General features: G+C 47.8%; 29 protein-coding genes. 19 read left to right on the top strand and 10 right to left on the bottom strand.

What is annotated here, in order from left to right; translation table 11 throughout:
- Positions 1–14: 14 nt before the first annotated feature.
- Positions 15–1199: a hypothetical protein gene (locus AB3R30_RS16395; protein WP_458650283.1), complete on the top strand. Its 1185-nt coding sequence runs from the start codon at positions 15–17 to the stop codon at positions 1197–1199.
- Between the two features lie 6 nt (positions 1200–1205).
- Here AB3R30_RS16395 and AB3R30_RS16390 read toward each other — a convergent pair whose 3' ends face one another.
- The gene (locus AB3R30_RS16390) at positions 1206–1364 is read right to left on the bottom strand and encodes a hypothetical protein (protein WP_458650282.1); all 159 of its coding nucleotides are present in this window, start codon (positions 1362–1364) and stop codon (positions 1206–1208) included.
- An 87-nt stretch (positions 1365–1451) separates the two neighbouring features.
- Between AB3R30_RS16390 and AB3R30_RS16385 the strand changes: the two genes are divergently transcribed.
- The 4 genes from AB3R30_RS16385 (at position 1452) to AB3R30_RS16370 (ending at position 6124) form a co-directional block, all read left to right on the top strand.
- Positions 1452–1820, top strand: a complete 369-nt coding sequence (locus AB3R30_RS16385) for a GIY-YIG nuclease family protein (protein ID WP_458650281.1) — start codon at positions 1452–1454, stop codon at positions 1818–1820.
- Positions 1821–1824: 4 nt separating this feature from the next.
- Entirely contained in the window at positions 1825–2031 is a 207-nt protein-coding gene (locus AB3R30_RS16380) for a hypothetical protein (RefSeq protein ID WP_458650280.1), read from the top strand.
- A gap of 402 nt (positions 2032–2433) precedes the next feature.
- Positions 2434–2748, top strand: a complete 315-nt coding sequence (locus AB3R30_RS16375; RefSeq protein WP_458650279.1) for a type II toxin-antitoxin system PemK/MazF family toxin — start codon at positions 2434–2436, stop codon at positions 2746–2748.
- A 463-nt stretch (positions 2749–3211) separates the two neighbouring features.
- Complete coding sequence (locus tag AB3R30_RS16370; RefSeq protein ID WP_458650278.1) at positions 3212–6124, top strand: LecA/PA-IL family lectin; 2913 nt, start codon at positions 3212–3214, stop codon at positions 6122–6124.
- 50 nt (positions 6125–6174) lie between these two features.
- Here AB3R30_RS16370 and AB3R30_RS16365 read toward each other — a convergent pair whose 3' ends face one another.
- Positions 6175–6318, bottom strand: a complete 144-nt coding sequence (locus tag AB3R30_RS16365; RefSeq protein ID WP_458650277.1) for a hypothetical protein — start codon at positions 6316–6318, stop codon at positions 6175–6177.
- Positions 6311–6523: a hypothetical protein gene (locus tag AB3R30_RS16360; protein ID WP_458650276.1), complete on the bottom strand. Its 213-nt coding sequence runs from the start codon at positions 6521–6523 to the stop codon at positions 6311–6313. The genes AB3R30_RS16365 and AB3R30_RS16360 overlap by 8 nt, the downstream gene beginning before the upstream one ends.
- 22 nt (positions 6524–6545) lie before the next feature.
- Here AB3R30_RS16360 and AB3R30_RS16355 point away from each other — a divergent pair, with 22 nt between their 5' ends.
- The 13 genes from AB3R30_RS16355 to AB3R30_RS16295 all read left to right on the top strand — a co-directional run bounded on the left by AB3R30_RS16355 (position 6546) and on the right by AB3R30_RS16295 (position 10681).
- Complete coding sequence (locus AB3R30_RS16355) at positions 6546–6761, top strand: DUF6888 family protein (protein ID WP_458650275.1); 216 nt, start codon at positions 6546–6548, stop codon at positions 6759–6761.
- Entirely contained in the window at positions 6758–6973 is a 216-nt protein-coding gene (locus AB3R30_RS16350; protein WP_458650274.1) for a DUF6887 family protein, read from the top strand. The genes AB3R30_RS16355 and AB3R30_RS16350 overlap by 4 nt, the downstream gene beginning before the upstream one ends.
- An 88-nt stretch (positions 6974–7061) precedes the next feature.
- Positions 7062–7187, top strand: coding sequence for a hypothetical protein (locus AB3R30_RS16345; protein ID WP_458650273.1), 126 nt, complete (start codon positions 7062–7064; stop codon positions 7185–7187).
- A complete protein-coding gene (locus tag AB3R30_RS16340) occupies positions 7184–7393 on the top strand; it encodes a hypothetical protein (RefSeq protein ID WP_458650272.1) in 210 nt (69 codons plus the stop codon). The genes AB3R30_RS16345 and AB3R30_RS16340 overlap by 4 nt, the downstream gene beginning before the upstream one ends.
- A complete protein-coding gene (locus AB3R30_RS16335; RefSeq protein ID WP_458650271.1) occupies positions 7390–7689 on the top strand; it encodes a type II toxin-antitoxin system PemK/MazF family toxin in 300 nt (99 codons plus the stop codon). Before AB3R30_RS16340 ends, AB3R30_RS16335 begins: the two co-directional genes overlap by 4 nt.
- A 214-nt stretch (positions 7690–7903) precedes the next feature.
- Complete coding sequence (locus tag AB3R30_RS16330) at positions 7904–8116, top strand: hypothetical protein (RefSeq protein ID WP_458650270.1); 213 nt, start codon at positions 7904–7906, stop codon at positions 8114–8116.
- On the top strand, positions 8116–8526 hold the full coding sequence (locus tag AB3R30_RS16325) for a type II toxin-antitoxin system VapC family toxin (RefSeq protein WP_458650269.1): 411 nt from the start codon (positions 8116–8118) through the stop codon (positions 8524–8526). Before AB3R30_RS16330 ends, AB3R30_RS16325 begins: the two co-directional genes overlap by 1 nt.
- On the top strand, positions 8480–8968 hold the full coding sequence (locus AB3R30_RS16320) for a ribbon-helix-helix protein, CopG family (protein ID WP_458650268.1): 489 nt from the start codon (positions 8480–8482) through the stop codon (positions 8966–8968). The genes AB3R30_RS16325 and AB3R30_RS16320 overlap by 47 nt, the downstream gene beginning before the upstream one ends.
- A complete protein-coding gene (locus AB3R30_RS16315; protein WP_458650329.1) occupies positions 8962–9363 on the top strand; it encodes a type II toxin-antitoxin system VapC family toxin in 402 nt (133 codons plus the stop codon). The genes AB3R30_RS16320 and AB3R30_RS16315 overlap by 7 nt, the downstream gene beginning before the upstream one ends.
- A gap of 122 nt (positions 9364–9485) precedes the next feature.
- Positions 9486–9653, top strand: coding sequence for a hypothetical protein (locus tag AB3R30_RS16310; protein WP_458650267.1), 168 nt, complete (start codon positions 9486–9488; stop codon positions 9651–9653).
- A gap of 154 nt (positions 9654–9807) precedes the next feature.
- Positions 9808–10128: an aspartyl protease family protein gene (locus AB3R30_RS16305; protein WP_458650266.1), complete on the top strand. Its 321-nt coding sequence runs from the start codon at positions 9808–9810 to the stop codon at positions 10126–10128.
- Positions 10129–10256: 128 nt separating this feature from the next.
- A complete protein-coding gene (locus AB3R30_RS16300) occupies positions 10257–10460 on the top strand; it encodes a type II toxin-antitoxin system HicB family antitoxin (RefSeq protein ID WP_458650265.1) in 204 nt (67 codons plus the stop codon).
- Positions 10461–10474: 14 nt separating this feature from the next.
- Positions 10475–10681, top strand: a complete 207-nt coding sequence (locus AB3R30_RS16295; protein ID WP_458650264.1) for a type II toxin-antitoxin system HicA family toxin — start codon at positions 10475–10477, stop codon at positions 10679–10681.
- 158 nt (positions 10682–10839) lie between these two features.
- Here the strand turns inward: AB3R30_RS16295 and AB3R30_RS16290 are convergent, their stop codons facing one another.
- From AB3R30_RS16290 to ruvB, 6 genes are all read right to left on the bottom strand, one after another.
- Positions 10840–11964: a tetratricopeptide repeat protein gene (locus AB3R30_RS16290; RefSeq protein WP_458650263.1), complete on the bottom strand. Its 1125-nt coding sequence runs from the start codon at positions 11962–11964 to the stop codon at positions 10840–10842.
- Positions 11965–12131: 167 nt separating this feature from the next.
- The gene (locus tag AB3R30_RS16285) at positions 12132–13466 is read right to left on the bottom strand and encodes a M16 family metallopeptidase (protein ID WP_458650262.1); all 1335 of its coding nucleotides are present in this window, start codon (positions 13464–13466) and stop codon (positions 12132–12134) included.
- Between the two features lie 156 nt (positions 13467–13622).
- Positions 13623–14918 carry a M16 family metallopeptidase gene (locus tag AB3R30_RS16280; RefSeq protein ID WP_458650261.1) on the bottom strand — a complete coding sequence of 432 codons (1296 nt, stop codon included), beginning with the start codon at positions 14916–14918 and terminating at the stop codon, positions 13623–13625.
- Positions 14919–15061: 143 nt separating this feature from the next.
- The gene (locus AB3R30_RS16275; RefSeq protein WP_458650260.1) at positions 15062–16087 is read right to left on the bottom strand and encodes an ABC transporter permease; all 1026 of its coding nucleotides are present in this window, start codon (positions 16085–16087) and stop codon (positions 15062–15064) included.
- Positions 16088–16138: 51 nt separating this feature from the next.
- Positions 16139–17017, bottom strand: coding sequence for a tetratricopeptide repeat protein (locus AB3R30_RS16270; protein ID WP_458650259.1), 879 nt, complete (start codon positions 17015–17017; stop codon positions 16139–16141).
- Between the two features lie 83 nt (positions 17018–17100).
- A complete protein-coding gene (gene ruvB / locus AB3R30_RS16265; protein ID WP_458650258.1) occupies positions 17101–18255 on the bottom strand; it encodes a Holliday junction branch migration DNA helicase RuvB in 1155 nt (384 codons plus the stop codon).
- Positions 18256–18462: 207 nt separating this feature from the next.
- Here ruvB and AB3R30_RS16260 point away from each other — a divergent pair, with 207 nt between their 5' ends.
- Positions 18463–18996: a hypothetical protein gene (locus AB3R30_RS16260; protein ID WP_458650257.1), complete on the top strand. Its 534-nt coding sequence runs from the start codon at positions 18463–18465 to the stop codon at positions 18994–18996.
- 166 nt (positions 18997–19162) lie between these two features.
- On the opposite strand, the gene AB3R30_RS16255 is transcribed toward AB3R30_RS16260, so the two are convergent.
- Complete coding sequence (locus AB3R30_RS16255) at positions 19163–19507, bottom strand: hypothetical protein (RefSeq protein ID WP_458650256.1); 345 nt, start codon at positions 19505–19507, stop codon at positions 19163–19165.
- Positions 19508–19627 lie beyond the last annotated feature (120 nt).

The following is a 19627-nucleotide window of genomic DNA, read 5'->3' as shown; positions in this document are numbered from 1 at the left end:
AGAATGGTTAACTAATGCTGAGAAATGAAGAAAATAGAAGAAGTTACTATCTAGAAAAATATTCAAAAGTTGGCGAAGGAGCATGGACTTCAAAAGCTTTATATGATGAAGTAGTAGTAGCTTTATTGACCAAAAAATTTGAGGATATTTCTGGATTTATTGATGTTTTTAATGATATCTGCGGAGACTTTGGAGGAGAAGCCGCATCTGGAAAACTGAAAAGGGCTGCTAATTTATTGGCAACTTATGGAGGGCAAAATCATTTAGCTAGTTGCTGCTTAAAGTTATCAGATGATATTCAATCAAAAAGAATTGTACCAAGCTGTATTTCTCTAGAATATGTTGAGAAAAACTACTCTTCAGAAAAAATTATAGCCTCTAGAGTACAAGAGATTTGCAAGTTCTTAGGTTGCTCTAAGTCTCAGATAGAAGTATTTCTTAAAAAAGCAATCAGTGGAGATACTATCCCAGATAATTGGAGTTCGCAAATCTCGGAGCTTTATGCTAAGAGCTATGAAGAATGGTTCAGTCCAATTTGTGAAAGATTTTTGTTGGATTATCTACCTGCTCGTCAATCATCCTATTGTTCTCCTGGATTGAGAGTTGTTGATTGGAGTTCAGAAGTCTGGCGGTGCTGGCGTTTGATTGATTTTCCTACTCTTATAGATCCCGGTATTTTTAGACCAACACAGTTCTTCGTTTGGCATATTATTCATGATTCTGTCCACATTTGGCAGATGCAAGCGTATGGTAAAAAATGGTCAAATGTTTTAGCGCCGGAAGAGTTTTTATTTCTTGAAGCACAAGCTATGTGTGTAGAACGGCTCTTTCTCAATCTACTTAAGGAACAGAAAATTTCTATTCCAGATTGGTATCCCGCTTGCACGGATTCAGTAATGCTACGTTTACTGATCGGTCTTCTTGAGCGAGAAATTCGGTTGCATCTAGATCTAAAAGTGCATCTTCACAAACAAAGATTTGAAGATTGGTTATCGGATGTTTCGGAGTTGACAAGCCTATCACCAGAATATTTTCAAGGTCTTACTGGAGAATTGCTAGGTATGCCGGGTTTTTGTGCCGCTTATACAATTGTGACTAATAGCTTTGAAGGTATGCCACTTAGTCTCCGTAAAAAAATGTTGAATGAATTTCCAGATATAGATTACTGTGCGCTACTTGATTTCACCCTTATATCTTGACTCTGATTAGAGGGGCATTTGCAACAGTTGAACGCCCACTCCCAGCGAAATTGCTCTCTCTGCTAATTCCTTATCTGCCGTCAGCAGTCGAATATCATGGGTAGCCGCGATCGCGCTTCTTTGCAAACCTAGCATTGAGGGCGATTTTCTTTTTGGGAGAGGCATCGTGGCGGTGAAGGGGCGATCGCTTTTCCTTTAGAAACGGAAAGCATTGGTGTAATCTGTGCAAAGCCCGTATCGCTTCTCATCCGCATGTCCAACTCCATTCAGCAAGAAGCCCAAGCCATCCTAGATATTCTCGCTACTACTGAGTTTCAAGACTGCATTGCACTATCCAAAGAATTTCGTGAACTTCCCATGAGTGCAGGGATTTATGCCGTCAAACACCGTACCCTCAGCATCCTTTACATCGGCAAAACCAGAACTCTCCGCGATCGCTTTCGAGGCGGACACAAGGCACTCCTCTGGGCATTCATCGAAGAACTCCAAGCTACAGATGTCAGAATCACCTTCCATACCTTAGAATTTGACCAGTGGATACGACTATCCTCAGAACTAGAAAGTTTAATCATCCGCGCAATCGATCCACCCTACAACGTCAGAATTTCAGCGAGGGACTAAACCCATGCAAACTCAATTAACGACTGAGCATCTCTCTCCAGAACTCGCTCAACAGTTCCTCGAAGGATTACCCACCTCTATTCGGACAGCCTTAGAATCACGAGCCGAAGCAATGAACTACCCCGTGTGGGCAATCATTGAAATGGCGATCGCTGGCTACCTAGATGACGAAGCACTTTCGTTTGTTGACTGCAAGCCAAAGCTTAATTAGTTATATGTTGCAGCCAAGGAAAGCGATCGCCCTCCCACTAACCTCAACCCCATTGGCATAGCCTGTACAAATTACGTATCGCTCTTCTTTGCAAACCTAGCATTGAGGGCTATTTTCTTTTTGGATGGGGCGATTGTGCTTTGCACAGGCTACACCAGCAGTTTTTGGGGAGAGGGGCGATCATGGCATAATAGCAATATGAATTATGAAAACTTTCTAAGTTAGTTATAGAACCTGTTGCGCTGCGGCTGCTAGAAAAAATCCGCCAGCTTCCACCCGAACAACTTTCGACCGTTGAAGAATTTATCGACTCCTTGCATTCTGGCAGTGGCGATCGCTCATTGCATCTAGCAGTCACAAAATTCTCTGAGCCGATCCTGCAAAATATTTGGGACAATCCTGATGATGCCGAATACGACCAACTTTGAGTTTGGTCAGGTTGTTTTGGTGCCCTTCCCCTTCCCCTTCACCGATCAATCCACAACCAAAAAACGTCCCACAATCGTCATCAGTTCCTCGACTTACCAACAAGAGCGCATTGACTTGATTGTGATTGCTATAACCAGTCAAATCAGTTCGTCGTTGAGATTTGGGGAAGCACTGATCGTTGAGTGGCAAGCTGCCGGGTTACTTAAATCCTCGATCATCAAGCCCATCTTAGCCACGATCGAACAACAACTTGATTATCCGCAGATTGGGAAAACTAAATACAGTTGATGAGCAAACTCTACGCACATTATTGCAAATACTTCTGGGCTAATAGAAACGAGGGACGATTTGTGAGATGAAGGGGCGATCAGCTTTTTGAGAAGAGGGACGATCGCTTTTGGGGAGGGGCGATCAACTTTTGATCGAAGCGCGATCGCGTTTCAAACTCGCCTCATCACTACTACAGGTTTCGATTTATTTAGGCTGAGGCTTCCCTAATATCCATAAATTACCCCAGTAAATACCCTAACTTTATGGATTTCCATGTGGGTATAAAGTTTTCATCAATAAAAGGAAAAACCCAACTTTACCATACCTAAGTTTTTGAGGTCGTGTATCAGAATTGACGACAAGTTCCCTGGCAATTTGCGTAATTATCAGTGCGATCGCACCGAGAGAAAGATAACCCCTGCGATCAACATCGTTCAATCGGGTTCATTCACGTTTGATCAATTCATAAAGGATACCTTCCATGACGGGCAGCGCTACCACCGCTTCGGATCTATTGGCTCAATCTCGTTCTCCCTTAGACATTGGACTGCCATCTAGCAATGAGCTTTTCGGAAAGAACACCTCTCAAAATCCTCTAGAAATTCCTACTTTCACATCGCAAGGTTCAGCCTCGGCACTCGATATCAATCCGCTCAGCCCTGCTCCATTTTCTGCCTTCAACTCCGGCTACTTCACCGTTGGCACTAGCGGACAGGTCGGCGTTGACTATCTATTTGATGGTGGCAGCTACGAGGGCGAACTGGGCATCTTTAGCCTGTCTGGACTGGAACAATTCGACCCTGGTTCCAATGCCTTCATTCAAGAGGTGGTGCGCCGCATTCTCAGCGGCACCACTCAAGGGCATTTGGTGATTGATGACCACACCGATGCTGCCCGGTTTACCGATGAGTCTGGCTGGGAGGGCAACTTCAACGCTGGGGATTATTTGGACGTAAAAACGGTCGCCATGAATCCGGGGGACACCTTCGGCGTGGCGCTATTGCCCAATGGCAGTTTCCGGCAAATCCTTGGCAGTACAGATCTGTGGGGCAATCAGCGTCCTCTATTTTCCTTGGCAACCGCTAACCCAAACCAAGGGTTTCAGTTTGGGCAAATTGCCGATGTGACGGGTAACGGCTCCACCTTTGTGCTGGAAGATTTGAGCTTAGACGGGTATAGCGATCGCGATTACAACGACATGATCTTTCAAGTCAGAGGCGCGATCGGCGTGGCGGCGAATTTGGATGATCTGATTGATCCTGCCAAAGACTGGCGTGGCTCAGAAATAGGTCAAAAGATCATTGGCTATCCCGGCTTTGAGGCAGAAGATGCCGACAAAGATTTTGTATTTCGCGTCACTCCCGAAATGGGCTTTCTTAAAGAGCCAATCAAGATTACAGATGACATTTGGTATCTTGGCGCTGGCATTCCACCCAGCGAATGGAGAATTGTTGCACCCAATAATTTGAAAGCGGCTGATACAACCAACGCTGATAGATTGTGGAGCGGGGGTGGTCTCGGACTGAATCTCAATGGTTCTGGGGTCACTGTAGGAGTTTGGGATGCGGGAGCAGTGCGTAACACCCATCGTGAGTTTGGCTCTCGCGTCACACTCAGCGACGCATCTTCTGGTTTTGATAACCATGCAACCCACGTCGCTGGAACGATTGGAGCAGCAGGTATTGATCCAAACGCTCGTGGTATGGCAAATCAAGCGAACATTCGCAGCTACGATTGGAACTCTGACTTGAGTGAATTAGGCACTGCATCTCAGTTAGGTGTTACTCTTTCCAACCACTCCTATGGTTATTTTGCCGGATGGGATACCCGTGCCGATTGGTCGGGCATTGGTGTGTTGGGCAATGTTGATTCTTGGTTTGGAGATCGCGGTCGCTTTACGGAGGCAGAGAGTTTTGGTAAGTACAACACTTTCTCTCGTGACCTTGATCAGGTTCTCTCAATGAATCCAAACCTGTTAAGTATCTGGGCTGCTGGAAATGATCGGGGTGGTCGCTTCACAAATACTCGTCAAGACAACACTTACATCACCTATTTCTCGCAAAATCCTGGTATTTCTAGCTGGCAAGGTTCAGGCTACTACAAAGTTCCAAACAGCGGTTCAACCTTTTCTCCCAGTCAAGATGGTGGATCGACAGGCTACGATACATTGCAAGGCGGAGGACAAACTGCCAAAAATACTCTGGTTGTGGGTGCTATTAGCCCAATCACCGCTGATCCATACAGCAAGAGTGATGTGAAAATGTCAGTTTTCTCCAACTGGGGTTTGACCGATGATGGACGACTAAAAGTAGATGTTGTTGCTGATGGTGTAGGCGTTTACTCAACACTGGCGACAACTAATAATTCTTATGCAAGTTACAGTGGCACTTCAATGGCAGCGCCAAATGTGACAGGCACGGCGGCATTGCTGACTCAGCACTACAAGAACTTGTATGGCAAGAATCCCAGCAGTGCGACCTTGAAAGCTACGATTATCCACACAACACTTGATGCTGGGAATGTGGGTCCCGATCCTACCTACGGTTGGGGTGTTGTTGATGGAGCCGCTGCTGCTGTCTTCCTCAACAATGCCAAGCAAGCAAGCAAGGCAAAGCTATTTGAGGCAACCTATGGAGGTGCTATGCAGACTTATCAAGTAACCTCTAATGGCAGCGAACCATTGAAGGCAACTATTGTTTGGACTGATCCTCCAGGCAATGCTCATGGCTATGGCTTGGACGAAACAACTCGTACTCTGGTCAATGATCTCGACATTTGGGTTACTGCACCCAATGGCAGCATTCTCCGCCCTTGGACGCTCAATCCATCCAACCCTTCTGCTCCTGCGGTTCGGATCATCAAAAACTCGGTTGATAACATTGAGCAAGTTTTAGTCGATAACCCATTGCCAGGAAACTACACAATTCATGTTGGTCACTCTGGCAACTCCTTCACCCAACCCTACTCTTTACTCGTTAGTGGTCTTGGTCAGATTAACAGTCCTGTAACGGTCACTGTTCCAGCAAATAATTCCTTTTTTGACTCTGGAATTAATATCAATGTTGGTGAGCAAATGAAAGTTTCAGCCAGTGGCTCTGTCACCTATGGTTATGAGGGAACATTGAACGCTACGCCTTCCGTTTATGCTGACGGCGAAAGGTATGTTAATGGCTCTTTTGGAGTAGGCAAGAAAATTGATCCTAACGCTACTGTTCCAGGTTCGATTGGAGCCTTGATCGGCAAGATTGGTATCAATGGTGTTCCTTTCTTAATTGGGGCAAACAATCAAATCCAAGCTGCTACGTCTGGGCGACTATATCTTGCTACGAATGATGTCCCAGGATACTACAGTGACAACTCTGGACAATTCACCGTTCGCGTTACCCTATCTTGATAAGGACAGGTTGTCATTGAGTAATCTCAATCCGTCCAGGAGTAGCTGAATCAATCTAGTGCGATCGCCCTCTTTGCAAACCCAGCATTGAGGGCGATTTTCTTTTGGGGAGGGGCAATCTGTAGGGTGAGCGGCGATCGCGTTTTGTTTGAGGGCGATCGCGTTTGGGTGTGAGGGGCGATCGCTTTACTCAAAGGGGCGATCTCTTTTCTTTAGGAGGGGGGCGATCGCGTTTTGTTTGAGGGCGATCTGTGGGGTGAAAGGGCGATCTCTTTTCTTTAAAGAAGCGGCAGTTTTAGAGGGGCGATCGGCTTTTTGTTGGGAGGGGCGATCTCTTTCTGGTTGGAGGAGCGATCGGCTTTTGGGGGAGGGGCGATCGCTATTTTCACTTAATGTCATCCGCGATCGTAGGAAGACTAAAATGGGTATAAACTTTAGAAAGACCAACTCAGGAGACGAAGATATTCCAACTCAAGCGCAAGTTTTTCAATGCTTTACTCTTTGCTGCTGGCTAACCAGACTGTATACTCCAATTCAGCTAGTACGGCTTGATCAACGTAATGCAACCGTCTACATATTGGCAGGTGAAGATCTGGAGTTTGAAATTCAACCCGATGGTAGGTGGATGGAAGGATGAACAAACCTAACTTTCAAGCAATGACCAAGAAAGAACTTCGTACCTATGTGTTAGCGCATCGAGATGATCAAGATGCCTTTCATGCCTTCACCGATCGTCTCAGTGCCCAACCTGGACGAATCTTACATCCACCCCTAAACTCACCTGAAGACATGGAGAATTATCCTGACATTGTTCAGAAAGTTCAAAATGATTCTGGAAAGCAAACTTGATTTATTTTTGAAATAGAACTGATGAAAGTGCGATCGCCCTCTTTGCAAACCCAGCATTGAGGGCGATTTTCTTTGGGAGAGGGGCGATGTGAAGGGTAGGGGCGATCGCTTTTTGTTGGGAGGGGCGATCGGCTTTTGGGGAGGGGCGATCGCTTTTCTTGGGGGAAGGGGGCGATCGGTTTATGATGGATACAAATCACTCTGTTGTGTATGAACACCAAACTGGTAGAGTCCCTAGCCCTCGCAATTCAGGCACTTTCAGATCAAGAGCGATCGCTCCTAGAGCAAAAGCTATTTTTTGATTCATCAGAACCCGCCACTCAGAGCCTAATGCAGCTTGCCGCAATTGGAGGAGGATTTGATTTTCTCCAGGATGAACCTGATCTCTACACCGCAGAAGACGGAGAAGCGATCGCATGACCCTCAGCAAAGGCGATGTTGTTCTCGTCCCCTTTCCCTGCACCGATCTCAGCCAAACTAAACTCAGACCCGCGATCGTGCTTTGGGCAGAATCCAACGGAAACGACGTTACTCTTTGCTTCGTCTCTTCCCAGAACTTGGACTCTCTCCAAACTGGAGAGATCTTGCTTGATCCCTCAGAACCAGAATTTGCAGCCACTAAACTTAAGCAGCCATCAAAAATTCGAGTTGCCCGGATTGTGACTCTAGAGCGCCGCCTGATTACCAGACGTTTGGGGCATTTGGAAATTCACTAACCTCCAGCAATTAAACACACAGTTGATCCAAGTCTTTCAGCTATCCTGACCAATCGCCCTCTTTGCAAACCCAGCATTGAGGGCGATTTTCTTTTGGGGAGGGGCAATCTATGGGAGAAGGAGCGATCGCTTTTAGGCGAGGGGCGATCGCGTCTCACCAGATATAATCGAGTTGGTTGGCGATCGCCAATTCTATAAACTTCAACCTAAAGTCATGAAAATTAGAGTGAGTAAACAAGGTGCCCTGATTCCTATTGAGCTTCTGAACGGTGCAGAAGAACTAGAAATTCAGCAACAGGGCGATCGCATTATTCTTCTACCAATCTTCAAAACAGATCCAATTTTAGATCTCGGCAGCAATCCAATAAACTGTGATGCGAGTGATGCTTCCGAAAATCATGACCAATACTTGTACAGATCCCTTTAATGCTCCCTGTATTTCTCGACACAAGCTATATCCTGGCACTCAATCTCAGCAACGATCAACATCACACTCAAGCACGGCAGCATTGGCAAACGCTCACCCTTGCGTTGCCATTGTTCGTAACAACTTCTTACGTGTTTGATGAAGCCATCACATTTTTCAAAAGCCGCGATCGGCACACCAAAGCACTTGAGATCGGCACACAGTTACTAACCAGTCCTTCCGTTCAACTCGTTCAGGTTGAGCGTGATCTCTTTCAGGAAGGCTGGGAATATCTCAAGCAACGCCCAGACAAAACTTACTCGTTAACAGATTGCATTTCTTTTAAGGTCATGGAGCAAATGAAAATTATTACTGCTCTCACCTTTGATCATCACTTTACGCAAGCAGGCTTTGATACGCAACCAAGATGATTTCGACTTCCTCCTTTATAAACCCAGCATTGAGGGCGATTTTCTTTTGGGGAAGGGCGATCGGCTTTGGGAGAGGGGCAATCGGCTTTGGAAGAGGGGCGATCGCGTTTTTGGGAGGGGGCGATCGGCTTTTTCAAGTACAGCGGTGCCAAAGATCATGTTACTTTGGGAGGAATTCTGTGCAGCGGTGCGAACTATGAAACAAACAACCGTTCAACTTCCAGAACAGATTAATCATTTGTTGAGTCAACTCGCTCAAGCCACTGGGCGATCGCAAATAGAACTGATCCAAGAAGCAATCGAACAATACCTCATTCGCCAAACGCGATCGCTTCCCCGCAGCATTAGTATGGGTTCAAGTGGAGTAGACAATTTAAGTGGAGTAGACAATTTATCAGAAAGGGATGAAGAACTCCTATGGCAAGAGAGTAAGCTATCCTAGCTGATACAAGCGGCATCATTGCTCTTCTTGATCGAGATGATCGACATCACACCGCAGCTATTCAAATTATCCAAACTGCAACTATTCTGATCCCATCCACCGTTCTACCAGAAGTTGACTATTTAGTCAGCAAGTATCTTGGTGAACCAGTTGCTAGGGCATTCTTAGAGGATCTCATTGCAGGCTGCTTTACTTACCTGAACATTGAGCTTGAAGATATTCAGCAGGCAGTAGAAAGAATGACGCAATACAATGACGTTCCCCTTGGATTAGTCGATGCCAGCCTAATTGCTGTAGCAGAACGTTATCAAATTCAGCGAATTCTCACGCTAGATCGTAGACATTTCAGTCTAATCAAACCCAAAAAACTACGTTATTTGGAACTCTTACCCTAGAGATCGCACTCCACTACCCTCAACCCCGTTGGCGTAGCCTGTACGTTCGCGTAGCGGCTCTGCAAGAGCTAGTACGATAAACCCAGCATTGAGGGCGATTTTCTTTTGGGGAGATGAGATCTATGGGAGAGGGGCGATCTCGTTTTGTTTGGGAGAGGGCGATCTACTTTTGGGGAGGAGCGATCGCTTTTTTGGGAAGGGGCGATGTGAAGGGTAGGGGCGATCGCTGTTTTCACCCAATGTCATCTGCGATCGTCCCTTTGACCCCGCTATACCTTTGCCATAATTGAGATACACTAATCCGGGAGATTACGGCATGGTCACTACTTCTGAGAACACAGTGGGTAAAGCTCTAACAACATTAACGATTACGAACCGTGCAGACGAATCAGCCGCCGCACGAGGCGAGGGTTTATTTCAACAGACCAAATTCGATCAATCACTTTGCAGAAAGTCTTAGTTGATACAGGCGCAACCACTCTATGTTTACCCAAAGATGCGATCGCTCAACTTGGACTGGATTTACTCAAAGAAGTGGATGTATCCACAGCCACAGGCTTGAGTACAGCACGAATGTTTCAGGATGCAAAGATTTCTCTATGTGGGCGGGAAGGCACTTTTGAATGTTTAGAGTTACCGGGAGGTCGCAATCCCTTGATTGGAGTGATTCCCCTAGAGGCATTGGGGTTGGAGTTGGATTTACAGAATCAAGCCTTGAAAGTATTGCCATCAGAATCGTTTGATACTTATCTGACGATTCTCTAGAGCGATCGCCCTCCTACTTTCGTTGATAATGACCAGGGAGTGCGATTGCTCACCCCTAGGATCGCCAGTCTAATCACCGCTTCAGTTACAGTGATAGAACAAACATAATCGTTTCAGAGGAATGATTGATGAAGTGGCGTGTCATTCTTGAGCCTGATCCAGAAACAGGAGACTGGGCAGTCTGGTGTCCAGAACTACCCGGTTGCACCTCAGCCGGAGAAACCGAAGACGAAGCCCTCAGAAATATTCAAGACGCGATCGCCCTCTACATTGAACCGACCCCAATGAAGCTACTCTCTGGCGCAATTATTCGAGAGGTCGTGGTGGGATGAGTCGCCTCCGACGCATGAACGCTGACGAAGTTGAGCGCATTCTGAAAAACTACGAATTTGAATTGATTTCTCAGAAAGGTAGTCATCGCAAATGGCGAAACTCTGACCAAGAGATTCAGGTGATTGTGCCCTATCACAAAGGTCGTGATTTACCCATCGGCACTCTTCGCAGCATCCTAATCACCGCTAACATTCCTGAAAGTGAATGGAAAACTGAATAAGCTGGGTCTCTTCTAAGACAACTTGATGATCGCCCTCTTTGCAAATCCAGCATTGAGGATGATGATCGGTGGAGTGGAGGGGCGATCGGCGTTTGGGGCGTGGGGCGATCGCTACAATAGCGACTTTTAAGCGTTGAGGTTATTCACTTCGTTATTGCTTACTTGCGCGAAAGATTCTGCCGTTGAGATGCATAATCTGCCGCTCTGATATAGTCACCGATCGCGAAACAAGCCACTTTGAGATTGCCTAATACCTGCTCTTCAACCCGAAGATCATTCATCAACCGAGCGATTTCAAGGCGTTGTTCATAGTAGCGGATGGCACTGAGATAGTCTCCTAATGCGTCATAAGCAACCCCAATACTTCCTAAAGCTTGTTCTTTGCCCCGCAAATCATCCAGTTTGCGGGTCGCATCCAATCGCTGTTCGCCGCACTTAATCGAGCGGGGATAGTCTTCCATTGCATAATAGGCATTCCCCAAATTCCTCAAGATTTGGGCTTCCATACGGCTATCGCATAACAACCTTGCTAGGGCTAATCGCTGTTGATAATAGTCGATCGCGCCTGCATAATCTCCTAATGCATAGCAAGCATTCCCTAGATTTTTGAGAATTTGCTCTTCTATTGGCTGCGCCCCCAGTTCACGGGCAATGATCAGACTTTGCTTTTCATAAGAAATTGCTTGCTCATATTGGCTGACCGCTTTGTATGCCAATCCTAAATTATTCAGGGCTGCCATTTCACCAGAGCGATCGCTCACCTCTTTTGCTAATGCCAGACTTTGAAGCTGATACTCAATTGCCTTAGCAGGGTCTTTGAGATGACGATAGGCATTACCAAGGGTACTCAACACAACAACGGCACTGGGGCGATCGCAGGTATAGTGAGCCAAAACCAAGGCAGACTGTGAATATTCGATCGCCTTACTGTAATGCTTTAGGCTATAGAACGTTAAACCAATATTGCCCAGCGATCGTCCCTGCCCCAAATCATCCTGAGTCGCATGATAGAGGGAGTAGGCTTGCTTAAAAAGATCCAACGCGGCTTCGTATTGTCCAGCCTGATAATTTTCGCTTCCTAAGCCTAAAAGCCGATTTGCCATGTTTTGGGAAGTCTCAGTCGGTTGAAAAGTCTCGCCTTCAGCCGATTTGCCGACAATAGACTGCCTATCGCTCGTCGGAATCAGAGTGTCTCGTAAAAAATTAGAATTAGCAGAGTCATCTAGGGGAACACCAGGGACTCGGTCGTAGTCTTCATCAACGTATCTGAATCTATTTTCCATCGCTTGGTGCCTCCCATTTCATGCTGGCTCAGATTGCCTGTGTAGTAGAGACTCCCTGACTTAAATCAGCCTAACTTGCTTGACTCAAGAAAGTATTCGGTGATTTCTAGGCTTTTCGCAAAAGATTCGCTGTTCTTGAGCCAGTATATTTAACGACTTTTATCAATTTAGGGACTACTAGCCAGTTTGCTAACTGCACTAGCAGGTCCTACCACGGAAATATAAGGCTTCATAAGGTAGTGCAGAGCAACTCCTTGAGCCTGCTCTGCCGTAATATTGGCGATTTGTTGCTGAAAAGTCTGATCAAACTCAATGCCTAAACCCAAGGTTTCGTACCAGCCAAACGTTTGGGCAATCTGTGCATTGGTTTGTTTTCCTAATGCATATTGTCCTAACATCTTATTTTTAGCGGCTTGTAACTCGTCTGCCGAGAGGGGGATGACCCCCAATCGGTCAATTTCCGATCGCAACCCGTCTAATCCGATCTCAGTATTTTCCGCTGCCGTTCCCATATACGCGACAAATTGGGCAGTCTCTAGCCGCGTAGTGTAGAACGCAGACACTTCGTAAGCTAAGCCGCGTTTTTCCCGCAGTTCTACAAACAGCCGACTGGATAGTCCATTGCCTAGGTGGGTGTTCAGCAACTTGAGTGCCGCATAATCGGGATGAGAGGGAGAAGGGGAGCCTTGAGAAACGGTTGGCGATGATGGACTAATGACAGCAGGGGCGCGGTAGCCCAACATTAAGATCGATTGTTGCGTGTCTTGCGCGGTTGTTTGATAGATGGGGTTTCCTAAAATGGGTGGAGAACTGAGGATTGGCAGTGGTTGATCGGGGCTGCGCCAATCGCCTAGGACGGATTCAATTAGGGAAACGGCAACTTCTGGCTGAATGCGACCTGACACGCTGATGATCAGGTTATCGGGGCGAAAAAAAGTATGGTGATGAGCCAATAAATCGGTTTGGTTGAGTTGAGAAACGGTTTCTTCGGTGCCTAAGCCGGATAAAGCATAGGGATGATCTCCATACATGCTGCGTCGGAGTTGGTCATAGGCAACGGTGAACGGCTGCTCTTGCTGAGAACGAATTGCCTGTAGGGTTAAGCGGCGCTCTAGTTCCAGTTCTTTCTGAGGAAAGGTGGGCGATCGCAGCAACTCTCCCGCCAAAATCAGCATTTCCTTAAAGTCGGCTGAAACGGCTTTCAAGCTGAGTAAAAAGTAGTCTGTAGTCGCATCAGTTCCCAAACTGGCACCCACCGATTCCACCTGTTCAGCAATTTCTAAGGAAGAGAGCGTTTGGGTTCCTTTCGTCAGCACGGCAGAAATTAAATGGGAGAGTCCAGCTTGGTTGGGTTGCTCCCAGCGACTCCCTGCCCGCAGAAAAAAACGCGCCGCAATAATATCGGCAGTGGGATTCTCAGCAACTAGCACCACAATTCCATTACTTAAAACGGTGCGATGGATCAGGGAAGCAGGTTGAGCAGCGGTTGTGCGAACTATCACAGAAAATTCCTTTAGATAAGGGCTAAATGTTCCGGTTATAAAATCAAACGTGGGAGCCGCAAGCTTAGAATGGTGCCTTTGGAGGAAGTGAGTATGCGATCGGCTGATGGATATTCAGCAACGCCTCCATCGCCCAAGCCTATCTTTGATTGCAGCCTATGACATCGGTTTTACAAGGGTGACTGCGTAATGATAGGGAGACAAATATTGGGCAGCTAGGCGTTGCAGGTCTGCGGGCTGAAGCGCTTGAATTCGCTGAGGGTAGGTGCAAACAATTTCGGGATGGACAATCATGCTGTAGTAACCGTAAAGTCCGGCGAGTTGACTAGGAGTTTCGGTAGAAAAGGCATAGTCATTGCAGAGGAGGCGTTTGCAGCGATCGAGTTCCGCTTCCGGGATCGGAACGGATGCCAATTCTGAGAGGCGATCGCAAATGATTGCTTCTACCCGTGCTAAATTTTCTGCCTCCAGCCATGCAGTAATTGTAAACAAGCCAGATTCTCGCTGCACAGAAAATCCACTGCTAATCGCCTGCACTAAGTTGCGTTGTTCTCGCAGTTCCCATATCAGCCGAGAGGTGCGCCCTTCTGCCAACAGCACCGATAGAAGATCTAGCCCATAGGCAGCATTCACCTGGTCATCCAAACTTTGGACGGATGAATCCATGCCGGGTCCTAGCCATGCCATCATCAGCCGTGCTTGCTCAATCCGGGGCATCAGTAATTCTTTACGCCGAATTTGCGTGATGGGAGGTTCTGCTTCAGAAAAATGCTGAGGACAGGTTGCCCGGTCTGAAAAATTGTGAAAGGTGCGATCGACCAAGTTCAGGGCAGCATCTTGACTCACGTCCCCCACGACGACAACGGTCAAGTTTTCGGGTTGGTAATAGGTGCGGTGAAAGGCGCGCATTTCATCGGGCGATCGCGCCATCAATGTTTCTTCGTTCCCTAAAATCGGTCGGCCATAAGGATGACGTTGATACACCGTTTCAGAAAGCACTTGAAAGGCTACACAGTCTGGATTGTCGTAGGACTGGCGAATTTCTTCTAAAACAACATCCCGCTCTCGGTCAAATTCCTCATCGGGAATTGCCGCATTCAACAAAATATCTGCCAGGTATGGCAAGGTGTCTTCAAGATGTTGAGCAGCGGTGGTGATGAAGTAGTGAGCATAATCGTAGCTGGTTGCGGCATTGGTAATGCCGCCCCGATGTTCTACTTCGCGATCAAACCTGCCTGGGGCAATTTTTGTGGTGCCCTTAAAAATCATGTGTTCTAAAAAGTGCGCCATGCCCGACCATTCATCAGGTTCTAAGACTGAACCCGCCTTAATCCACACATCTACTGCTGCAACAGGCATTGCAGGGGTGTGTTGATGAATTACCGTCAACCCGTTATCCAGCCGGATAATGCTTGCGGGAAACGGCTCAGCTTTTAACAGAACGTTGGTCAATTTTTAATCCTGAAGCGCATTAGAGCTATCATAGCGCCGCCTTGGATCAAGTAACGGCAATGCTTAAGGTCTGCTTAATGTATTGGGATGGCGAAGAAGTGAAGAGTTCGGAGTGGTGGAAGTTTTGAGTTTTGAGTTTTGCCTTAGTAACGAATTCTGGGATCGATATAGGCGTTGATGATATCGGTGAGGATGCTGGACAGGGCGACGATCGCGGCGAAGAACACGACGATCCCTTGGACGGTGGGATAATCGCGCTGGGCGATCGCCCGATACAGCCGATTTGCCAGCCCAGGCCAAGAGAAAGTGACTTCTGTGAGAATTGCGCCGCCTAACAACGCGGAAAAAGTAAGGCCCAAAATGGTGATCACTGGAATCAATGCATTTTTGAGCGCGTGGGAGACTAAAATGCGAGACTCTGGAATGCCCCTAGCTCTGGCTGCTTCGATGTAGTCTGCCTTGAGGGTTTGCTGTAAATTGACTCGCACGATGCGTTCAAAAATGCCGCTAATCAAAATCCCCAAGGTGAAGCAGGGCAACGCCAGATAGTATAGAGTCGTGAAAAACTGACTTAGATTCGCGTGAACCAAGCTGTCCAAAAGGTACAAGCCTGTAGGTCCATCGGGTGCGGAAATCGTTACCGGAAAGCGAGTGCCCAAGGGAAACCAGTTCAACTGCACGGCAAAGATCAATTGCAGCACCATTCCCAGCCAAAACATGGGGATAGAGTAAGTGAGAATGCCAAACAGTCTGCCCCCCAAGTCTAGGGATGTATTGGGGCGAGAAGCGGTGCTTATGCCAACGGAAACGCCGACTAACAGGGCGATCGCTAAGCTACAGAGCGCCAACTCCACGGTTGCCGGGAAAAACTTTTGGATGATTCCCCAAACGGATTGCCCCTGAGTGGTGAGAGAGTTCCCTAAATCGAGCCGCAGCAACGAACCCAAATAACCTAGATATTGCATCCATAACGGCTGCCCCAAGCCTAGCTGCTGGCGCAGTTCATCTTTGGCAGCTTGGGGTGCCCGTGGTCCTAACAGTGCATCGACCGGATCGCCAGGTGTTGCCCGCATCAGCAAAAATACTAGGGTTGCAATGAGCCACAGCATCAGCGGAGCTAGCAGCAAGCGAGTCAAAATGTAGTAGCGCAGGGAGCTAGAGCGAGACATAGACTAGAGTTTAGGATTTGAAAGCTATGTGATACTTTACTGCACTCCGTCCTAACTAGACTTGAGCGTCAAGAACTTTTCCATGGCGGCGATCATTTGGGGTGGCCAACGGCGATTTTTTGTCAGCCATTCGATGTTTTTGTAGCGAGAATCTACGCCCACGGCGGCGACCCATTCGCTTTCGGCTTCTCCCTGTTTGCCTTGCGCCCAGAGTGCGGCGGTTAAGGCGGCGCGCATGTCGGCAAACTTAGGATACTTGCGTACCAGGTTTCGCATGATGCGAATTGCTTCGTCGGTTTGCTCGGTTTGGTACAGGGCGAGGGCATAGTTGGCACGGGCAAAGGCATAGTCTGGAGCGAGATCACAGGCTTGCTTAAAGTCGGCGATCGCGGCTTGCCACTGTCCCAAACCTGCTTCTGCATTCCCGCGATTATTAAACGCCAGCGGATCTTTCGGGTCTAGCTCCAGCACATGATTATAGTCAGCGATCGCCTGATCCCACTTACCCAAGCCTTCCAGCGCTGCCCCCCGATTCAAGTACGGATCAGGTGCAGCAGGTGCCAGTTCAATCGATTTATCGTAGTCCGCGATCGCGTCCTCTAGCTTATTTTGGCTCACCCGCGCATTGCCCCGATTGCTCCAAACCGCAGGATTTTGAGGAAAGCGATCCAGCATTTGTGTCCAGTAGGTTTCCGCTGTCGCAAAATCTCCCTGATTCGTGGCATCTAGCGCCTTTTGATAAAGCGCATCCAAATCTTGCATCAAATCTACTACAGAAGGCTCCACAATTTTGGAAGGCACACTGGAGGACACACTGGAGGGTGCAGGAGGTGCCAAAAAATCTTGGGGCGCAGCGAATGCAGAGGGTACTGACCAGGCAGTCATAACGACTACAAACAGACTGAGGCAAGCGGCGAACAGGCGAATCATAACGTTTTGAGTTTTGAGTTTTGAGTTTTGAGTTTGAGTTTTGAGTTTTGAGTTTTTGACCTCTAGCCTCTAGCCTTTCTAGTCTAAAGGATTGAAAGCTGGGAATCGGGGGGAGTGTAGCCGAGATGCTTCCAGGCGGCAGCGGTGGCGATGCGTCCGCGAGGGGTGCGGTTGAGGTAGCCGATTTGCAGCAAATAGGGTTCATAGACTTCTTCGATGGTTTGGGCATCTTCGCCAGTGGCAGCGGCGATCGTTTCTAAGCCAACGGGACCGCCGTTGAAGTTTTCAATCATCACGGTTAGCAGTCGGCGATCAGTCCAATCTAAACCCAGCGGATCGATGTTGTAGCGCTCTAGGGCTTCGGCGGCGATCGCTTCTGTCAATTCACCCAACTCTTTAACTTGCACATAGTCTCGCACTCGTTTGAGCAAGCGGTTAGCGATTCGAGGTGTGCCCCGCGATCGTCGGGCAATTTCGGTTGCGCCTTCATCGGTCACGGGCATCTTCAAAATACCAGCCGTTCGCAGCACGATTTGCAGCAGTTCATCCAGTTCGTAGAAGCGTAGCCGCTGGATTAACCCAAAGCGATCGCGCAAAGGGGAAGTGAGCGCCCCAACGCGGGTGGTCGCTCCAACTAAGGTGAAGTGTTTCAGGGGCAGCGATCGCGTCCGAGCGCTAGATCCCTTGCCCAACGTAACATCTAGCCGAAAATCTTCCATCGCTGCATAGAGAATTTCCTCAGTCACCTTGGGCAATCGATGAATTTCATCAATAAACAACACATCCCCTGGCTGTAACCCCATCAGCAATCCCGCAATATCTCGCGGACGCTCCAACGCCGGAGCCGTCGTCATCTTGCAGCCTACGCCCATCTCCTCTGCCAAAATTAGGGAAAGGGTGGTTTTTCCTAAACCGGGCGGTCCGTACAGCAGCAAATGATCCAGGGTTTCCTGCCGGACTTTGGCAGCCTGGATCGCAATATCCAGCACTTCTTTCAAATCTTTTTGCCCAATATATTCCGATAAACGGCGAGGACGTAGGCGTTCTTCTTGTTGGCTACGTTCTTCTGGTTTCGCCTCCGGTTCTAATAGCGGTTCTTTAGCACTAGAAGGTAGCGATTTGCCGTTTGTCGGACTCTGTTTACCAGGTGTTTTTTTGGGCATTCCATCGGCAAACAAACCCGGTTGCGATAAATCGTCGGGTTCAGCAGGCTGTGGATTGGAGGAAATGATTGCCATTGGAGGGGCGAGAGGTGAGGGGCGAGAGGTTTAGATATTAAGGCGGATTTTAGGCATAGCACTGTTTAGATCACAGGGGTCTTACTGGTATTTTTAGGGAAGTAGATGGATGGATAGACTCAGCACTCGGTCAGCGGTAGCCAAGTTTACGCCACAGTTTGCTAGTACGAATGCTTTTGTTTATCATACCTAGGATTTGGAAAGATCATGGTGGAGTCTAGGTTTACAGTTCCAGAGAAGGTGACGTTTGAGCAGGCGATCGCCCTCAGTCAAGCGTTAACCGATCAAATGGCGCAGGGCGCGATCGCGGATGATTCGCTCGAACAAGCGATCACAGCGTTAGTTACTAGCGAAAATGGCGCGCGTGGTTTTTTTGTCACCTATCTCAGCGATGAGCGCCCAGTTGCCGATCCGCCCTCTACTGCTGTAATTTCTGCACTAAAGACGGCTCCGGCGATCGTGGCACCGCTAATGGTAAAAAACTTGGCAATGTCTACATCAATGGCGATCGCCCATCGTCGCAATCAGGATGAGACACTGGCGCAAGGTTCAGATCGAGTGAAGGCGCGATCGATGTATATTCTGCAAGCAATCCAATCTGACGAAACTAAGGCTCAAATCCAGGCGCTGATCACCAGCATTGATACTCAGGCTGGAGATTACACAACCTTTCTCAAACGGTGGGGCTACGACTCAAAGCAACAGCAGGCAATCCGACAGGTGTTTGAATCACTCAAATAAAGTTTGCAATTGAAAGTTTTTAATTGGGCGATCGCGGGTTAAGTCAATCAGTCATAACGTCTGCCGCTAACCAACCCACTTGTACCTGGCTAACGATTGAGCTAAGCGGCGGCAAGTAACTTCCGTATCCCCACTAAAAATTTTCAACCGTCAGCTTCTCGATTTGTTAGTTGACATTTGCCATTCTTTCGATTTCTAAGATTCGTTTTCCAATCCATTCGCTGATTGTAGGGACGACGGCATTGCCAAGGAGTCTCCCTCTACGACCGTCCATCCTGGAGGAAACCCCATAAGCCTCTCCCACTCTGTCCACGTCAAGTTTCTCGCCACAGAGTATTGGTCGGTCTGAATGGACTCCTTGATGTTCTCCAGTTTGGGCACGTAACGTGGGGCAGATGCTTTTTGCCATGGTATACCCGAAGCCACCGCGACGTTGTACCACAAGCGGATTGTCTCCGAGAGCGACTTGACGAAAATCGGATCTAGCTTTCGCTTTGCTCGATTCTCTCAACGAAGTATTCCTTGACAATTCGCTGCGGTCAGTTAAAGAAGTGGGCGTTGCATAATTAAGGGATGATATTGAGTAAATGACCTATGCAATGCCCGGAATGTGGATCGACTAACATCCGTA

The sequence above is a fragment of the Sivoneniella epilithica UHCC 1019 genome, assembly GCF_040830845.1.
Taxonomy (GTDB): domain Bacteria; phylum Cyanobacteriota; class Cyanobacteriia; order Leptolyngbyales; family Leptolyngbyaceae; genus ULC077BIN1.
This window is presented reverse-complemented; position numbering and strand designations above follow the sequence as displayed.

Excerpts from the sequence above, each read along its gene's own strand:
- AB3R30_RS16300 (WP_458650265.1), top strand. The coding sequence starts at position 10,257 with ATGAAGTGGCGTGTCATTCTTGAGCCTGATCCAGAAACAGGAGACTGG.
- AB3R30_RS16330 (WP_458650270.1), top strand. The coding sequence starts at position 7,904 with ATGAAAATTAGAGTGAGTAAACAAGGTGCCCTGATTCCTATTGAGCTT.
- ruvB (WP_458650258.1), bottom strand. The coding sequence starts at position 18,255 with ATGGCAATCATTTCCTCCAATCCACAGCCTGCTGAACCCGACGATTTA.
- AB3R30_RS16370 (WP_458650278.1), top strand. The coding sequence starts at position 3,212 with ATGACGGGCAGCGCTACCACCGCTTCGGATCTATTGGCTCAATCTCGT.
- AB3R30_RS16270 (WP_458650259.1), bottom strand. The coding sequence starts at position 17,017 with ATGATTCGCCTGTTCGCCGCTTGCCTCAGTCTGTTTGTAGTCGTTATG.
- AB3R30_RS16310 (WP_458650267.1), top strand. The coding sequence starts at position 9,486 with ATGGGAGAGGGGCGATCTCGTTTTGTTTGGGAGAGGGCGATCTACTTT.
- AB3R30_RS16385 (WP_458650281.1), top strand. The coding sequence starts at position 1,452 with ATGTCCAACTCCATTCAGCAAGAAGCCCAAGCCATCCTAGATATTCTC.
- AB3R30_RS16390 (WP_458650282.1), bottom strand. The coding sequence starts at position 1,364 with ATGCCTCTCCCAAAAAGAAAATCGCCCTCAATGCTAGGTTTGCAAAGA.
- AB3R30_RS16340 (WP_458650272.1), top strand. The coding sequence starts at position 7,184 with ATGAACACCAAACTGGTAGAGTCCCTAGCCCTCGCAATTCAGGCACTT.
- AB3R30_RS16290 (WP_458650263.1), bottom strand. The coding sequence starts at position 11,964 with ATGGAAAATAGATTCAGATACGTTGATGAAGACTACGACCGAGTCCCT.
- AB3R30_RS16295 (WP_458650264.1), top strand. The coding sequence starts at position 10,475 with ATGAACGCTGACGAAGTTGAGCGCATTCTGAAAAACTACGAATTTGAA.
- AB3R30_RS16325 (WP_458650269.1), top strand. The coding sequence starts at position 8,116 with ATGCTCCCTGTATTTCTCGACACAAGCTATATCCTGGCACTCAATCTC.
- AB3R30_RS16380 (WP_458650280.1), top strand. The coding sequence starts at position 1,825 with ATGCAAACTCAATTAACGACTGAGCATCTCTCTCCAGAACTCGCTCAA.
- AB3R30_RS16275 (WP_458650260.1), bottom strand. The coding sequence starts at position 16,087 with ATGTCTCGCTCTAGCTCCCTGCGCTACTACATTTTGACTCGCTTGCTG.
- AB3R30_RS16375 (WP_458650279.1), top strand. The coding sequence starts at position 2,434 with ATGATGCCGAATACGACCAACTTTGAGTTTGGTCAGGTTGTTTTGGTG.
- AB3R30_RS16335 (WP_458650271.1), top strand. The coding sequence starts at position 7,390 with ATGACCCTCAGCAAAGGCGATGTTGTTCTCGTCCCCTTTCCCTGCACC.
- AB3R30_RS16260 (WP_458650257.1), top strand. The coding sequence starts at position 18,463 with ATGGTGGAGTCTAGGTTTACAGTTCCAGAGAAGGTGACGTTTGAGCAG.
- AB3R30_RS16355 (WP_458650275.1), top strand. The coding sequence starts at position 6,546 with ATGGGTATAAACTTTAGAAAGACCAACTCAGGAGACGAAGATATTCCA.
- AB3R30_RS16395 (WP_458650283.1), top strand. The coding sequence starts at position 15 with ATGCTGAGAAATGAAGAAAATAGAAGAAGTTACTATCTAGAAAAATAT.
- AB3R30_RS16360 (WP_458650276.1), bottom strand. The coding sequence starts at position 6,523 with ATGACATTAAGTGAAAATAGCGATCGCCCCTCCCCCAAAAGCCGATCG.
- AB3R30_RS16350 (WP_458650274.1), top strand. The coding sequence starts at position 6,758 with ATGAACAAACCTAACTTTCAAGCAATGACCAAGAAAGAACTTCGTACC.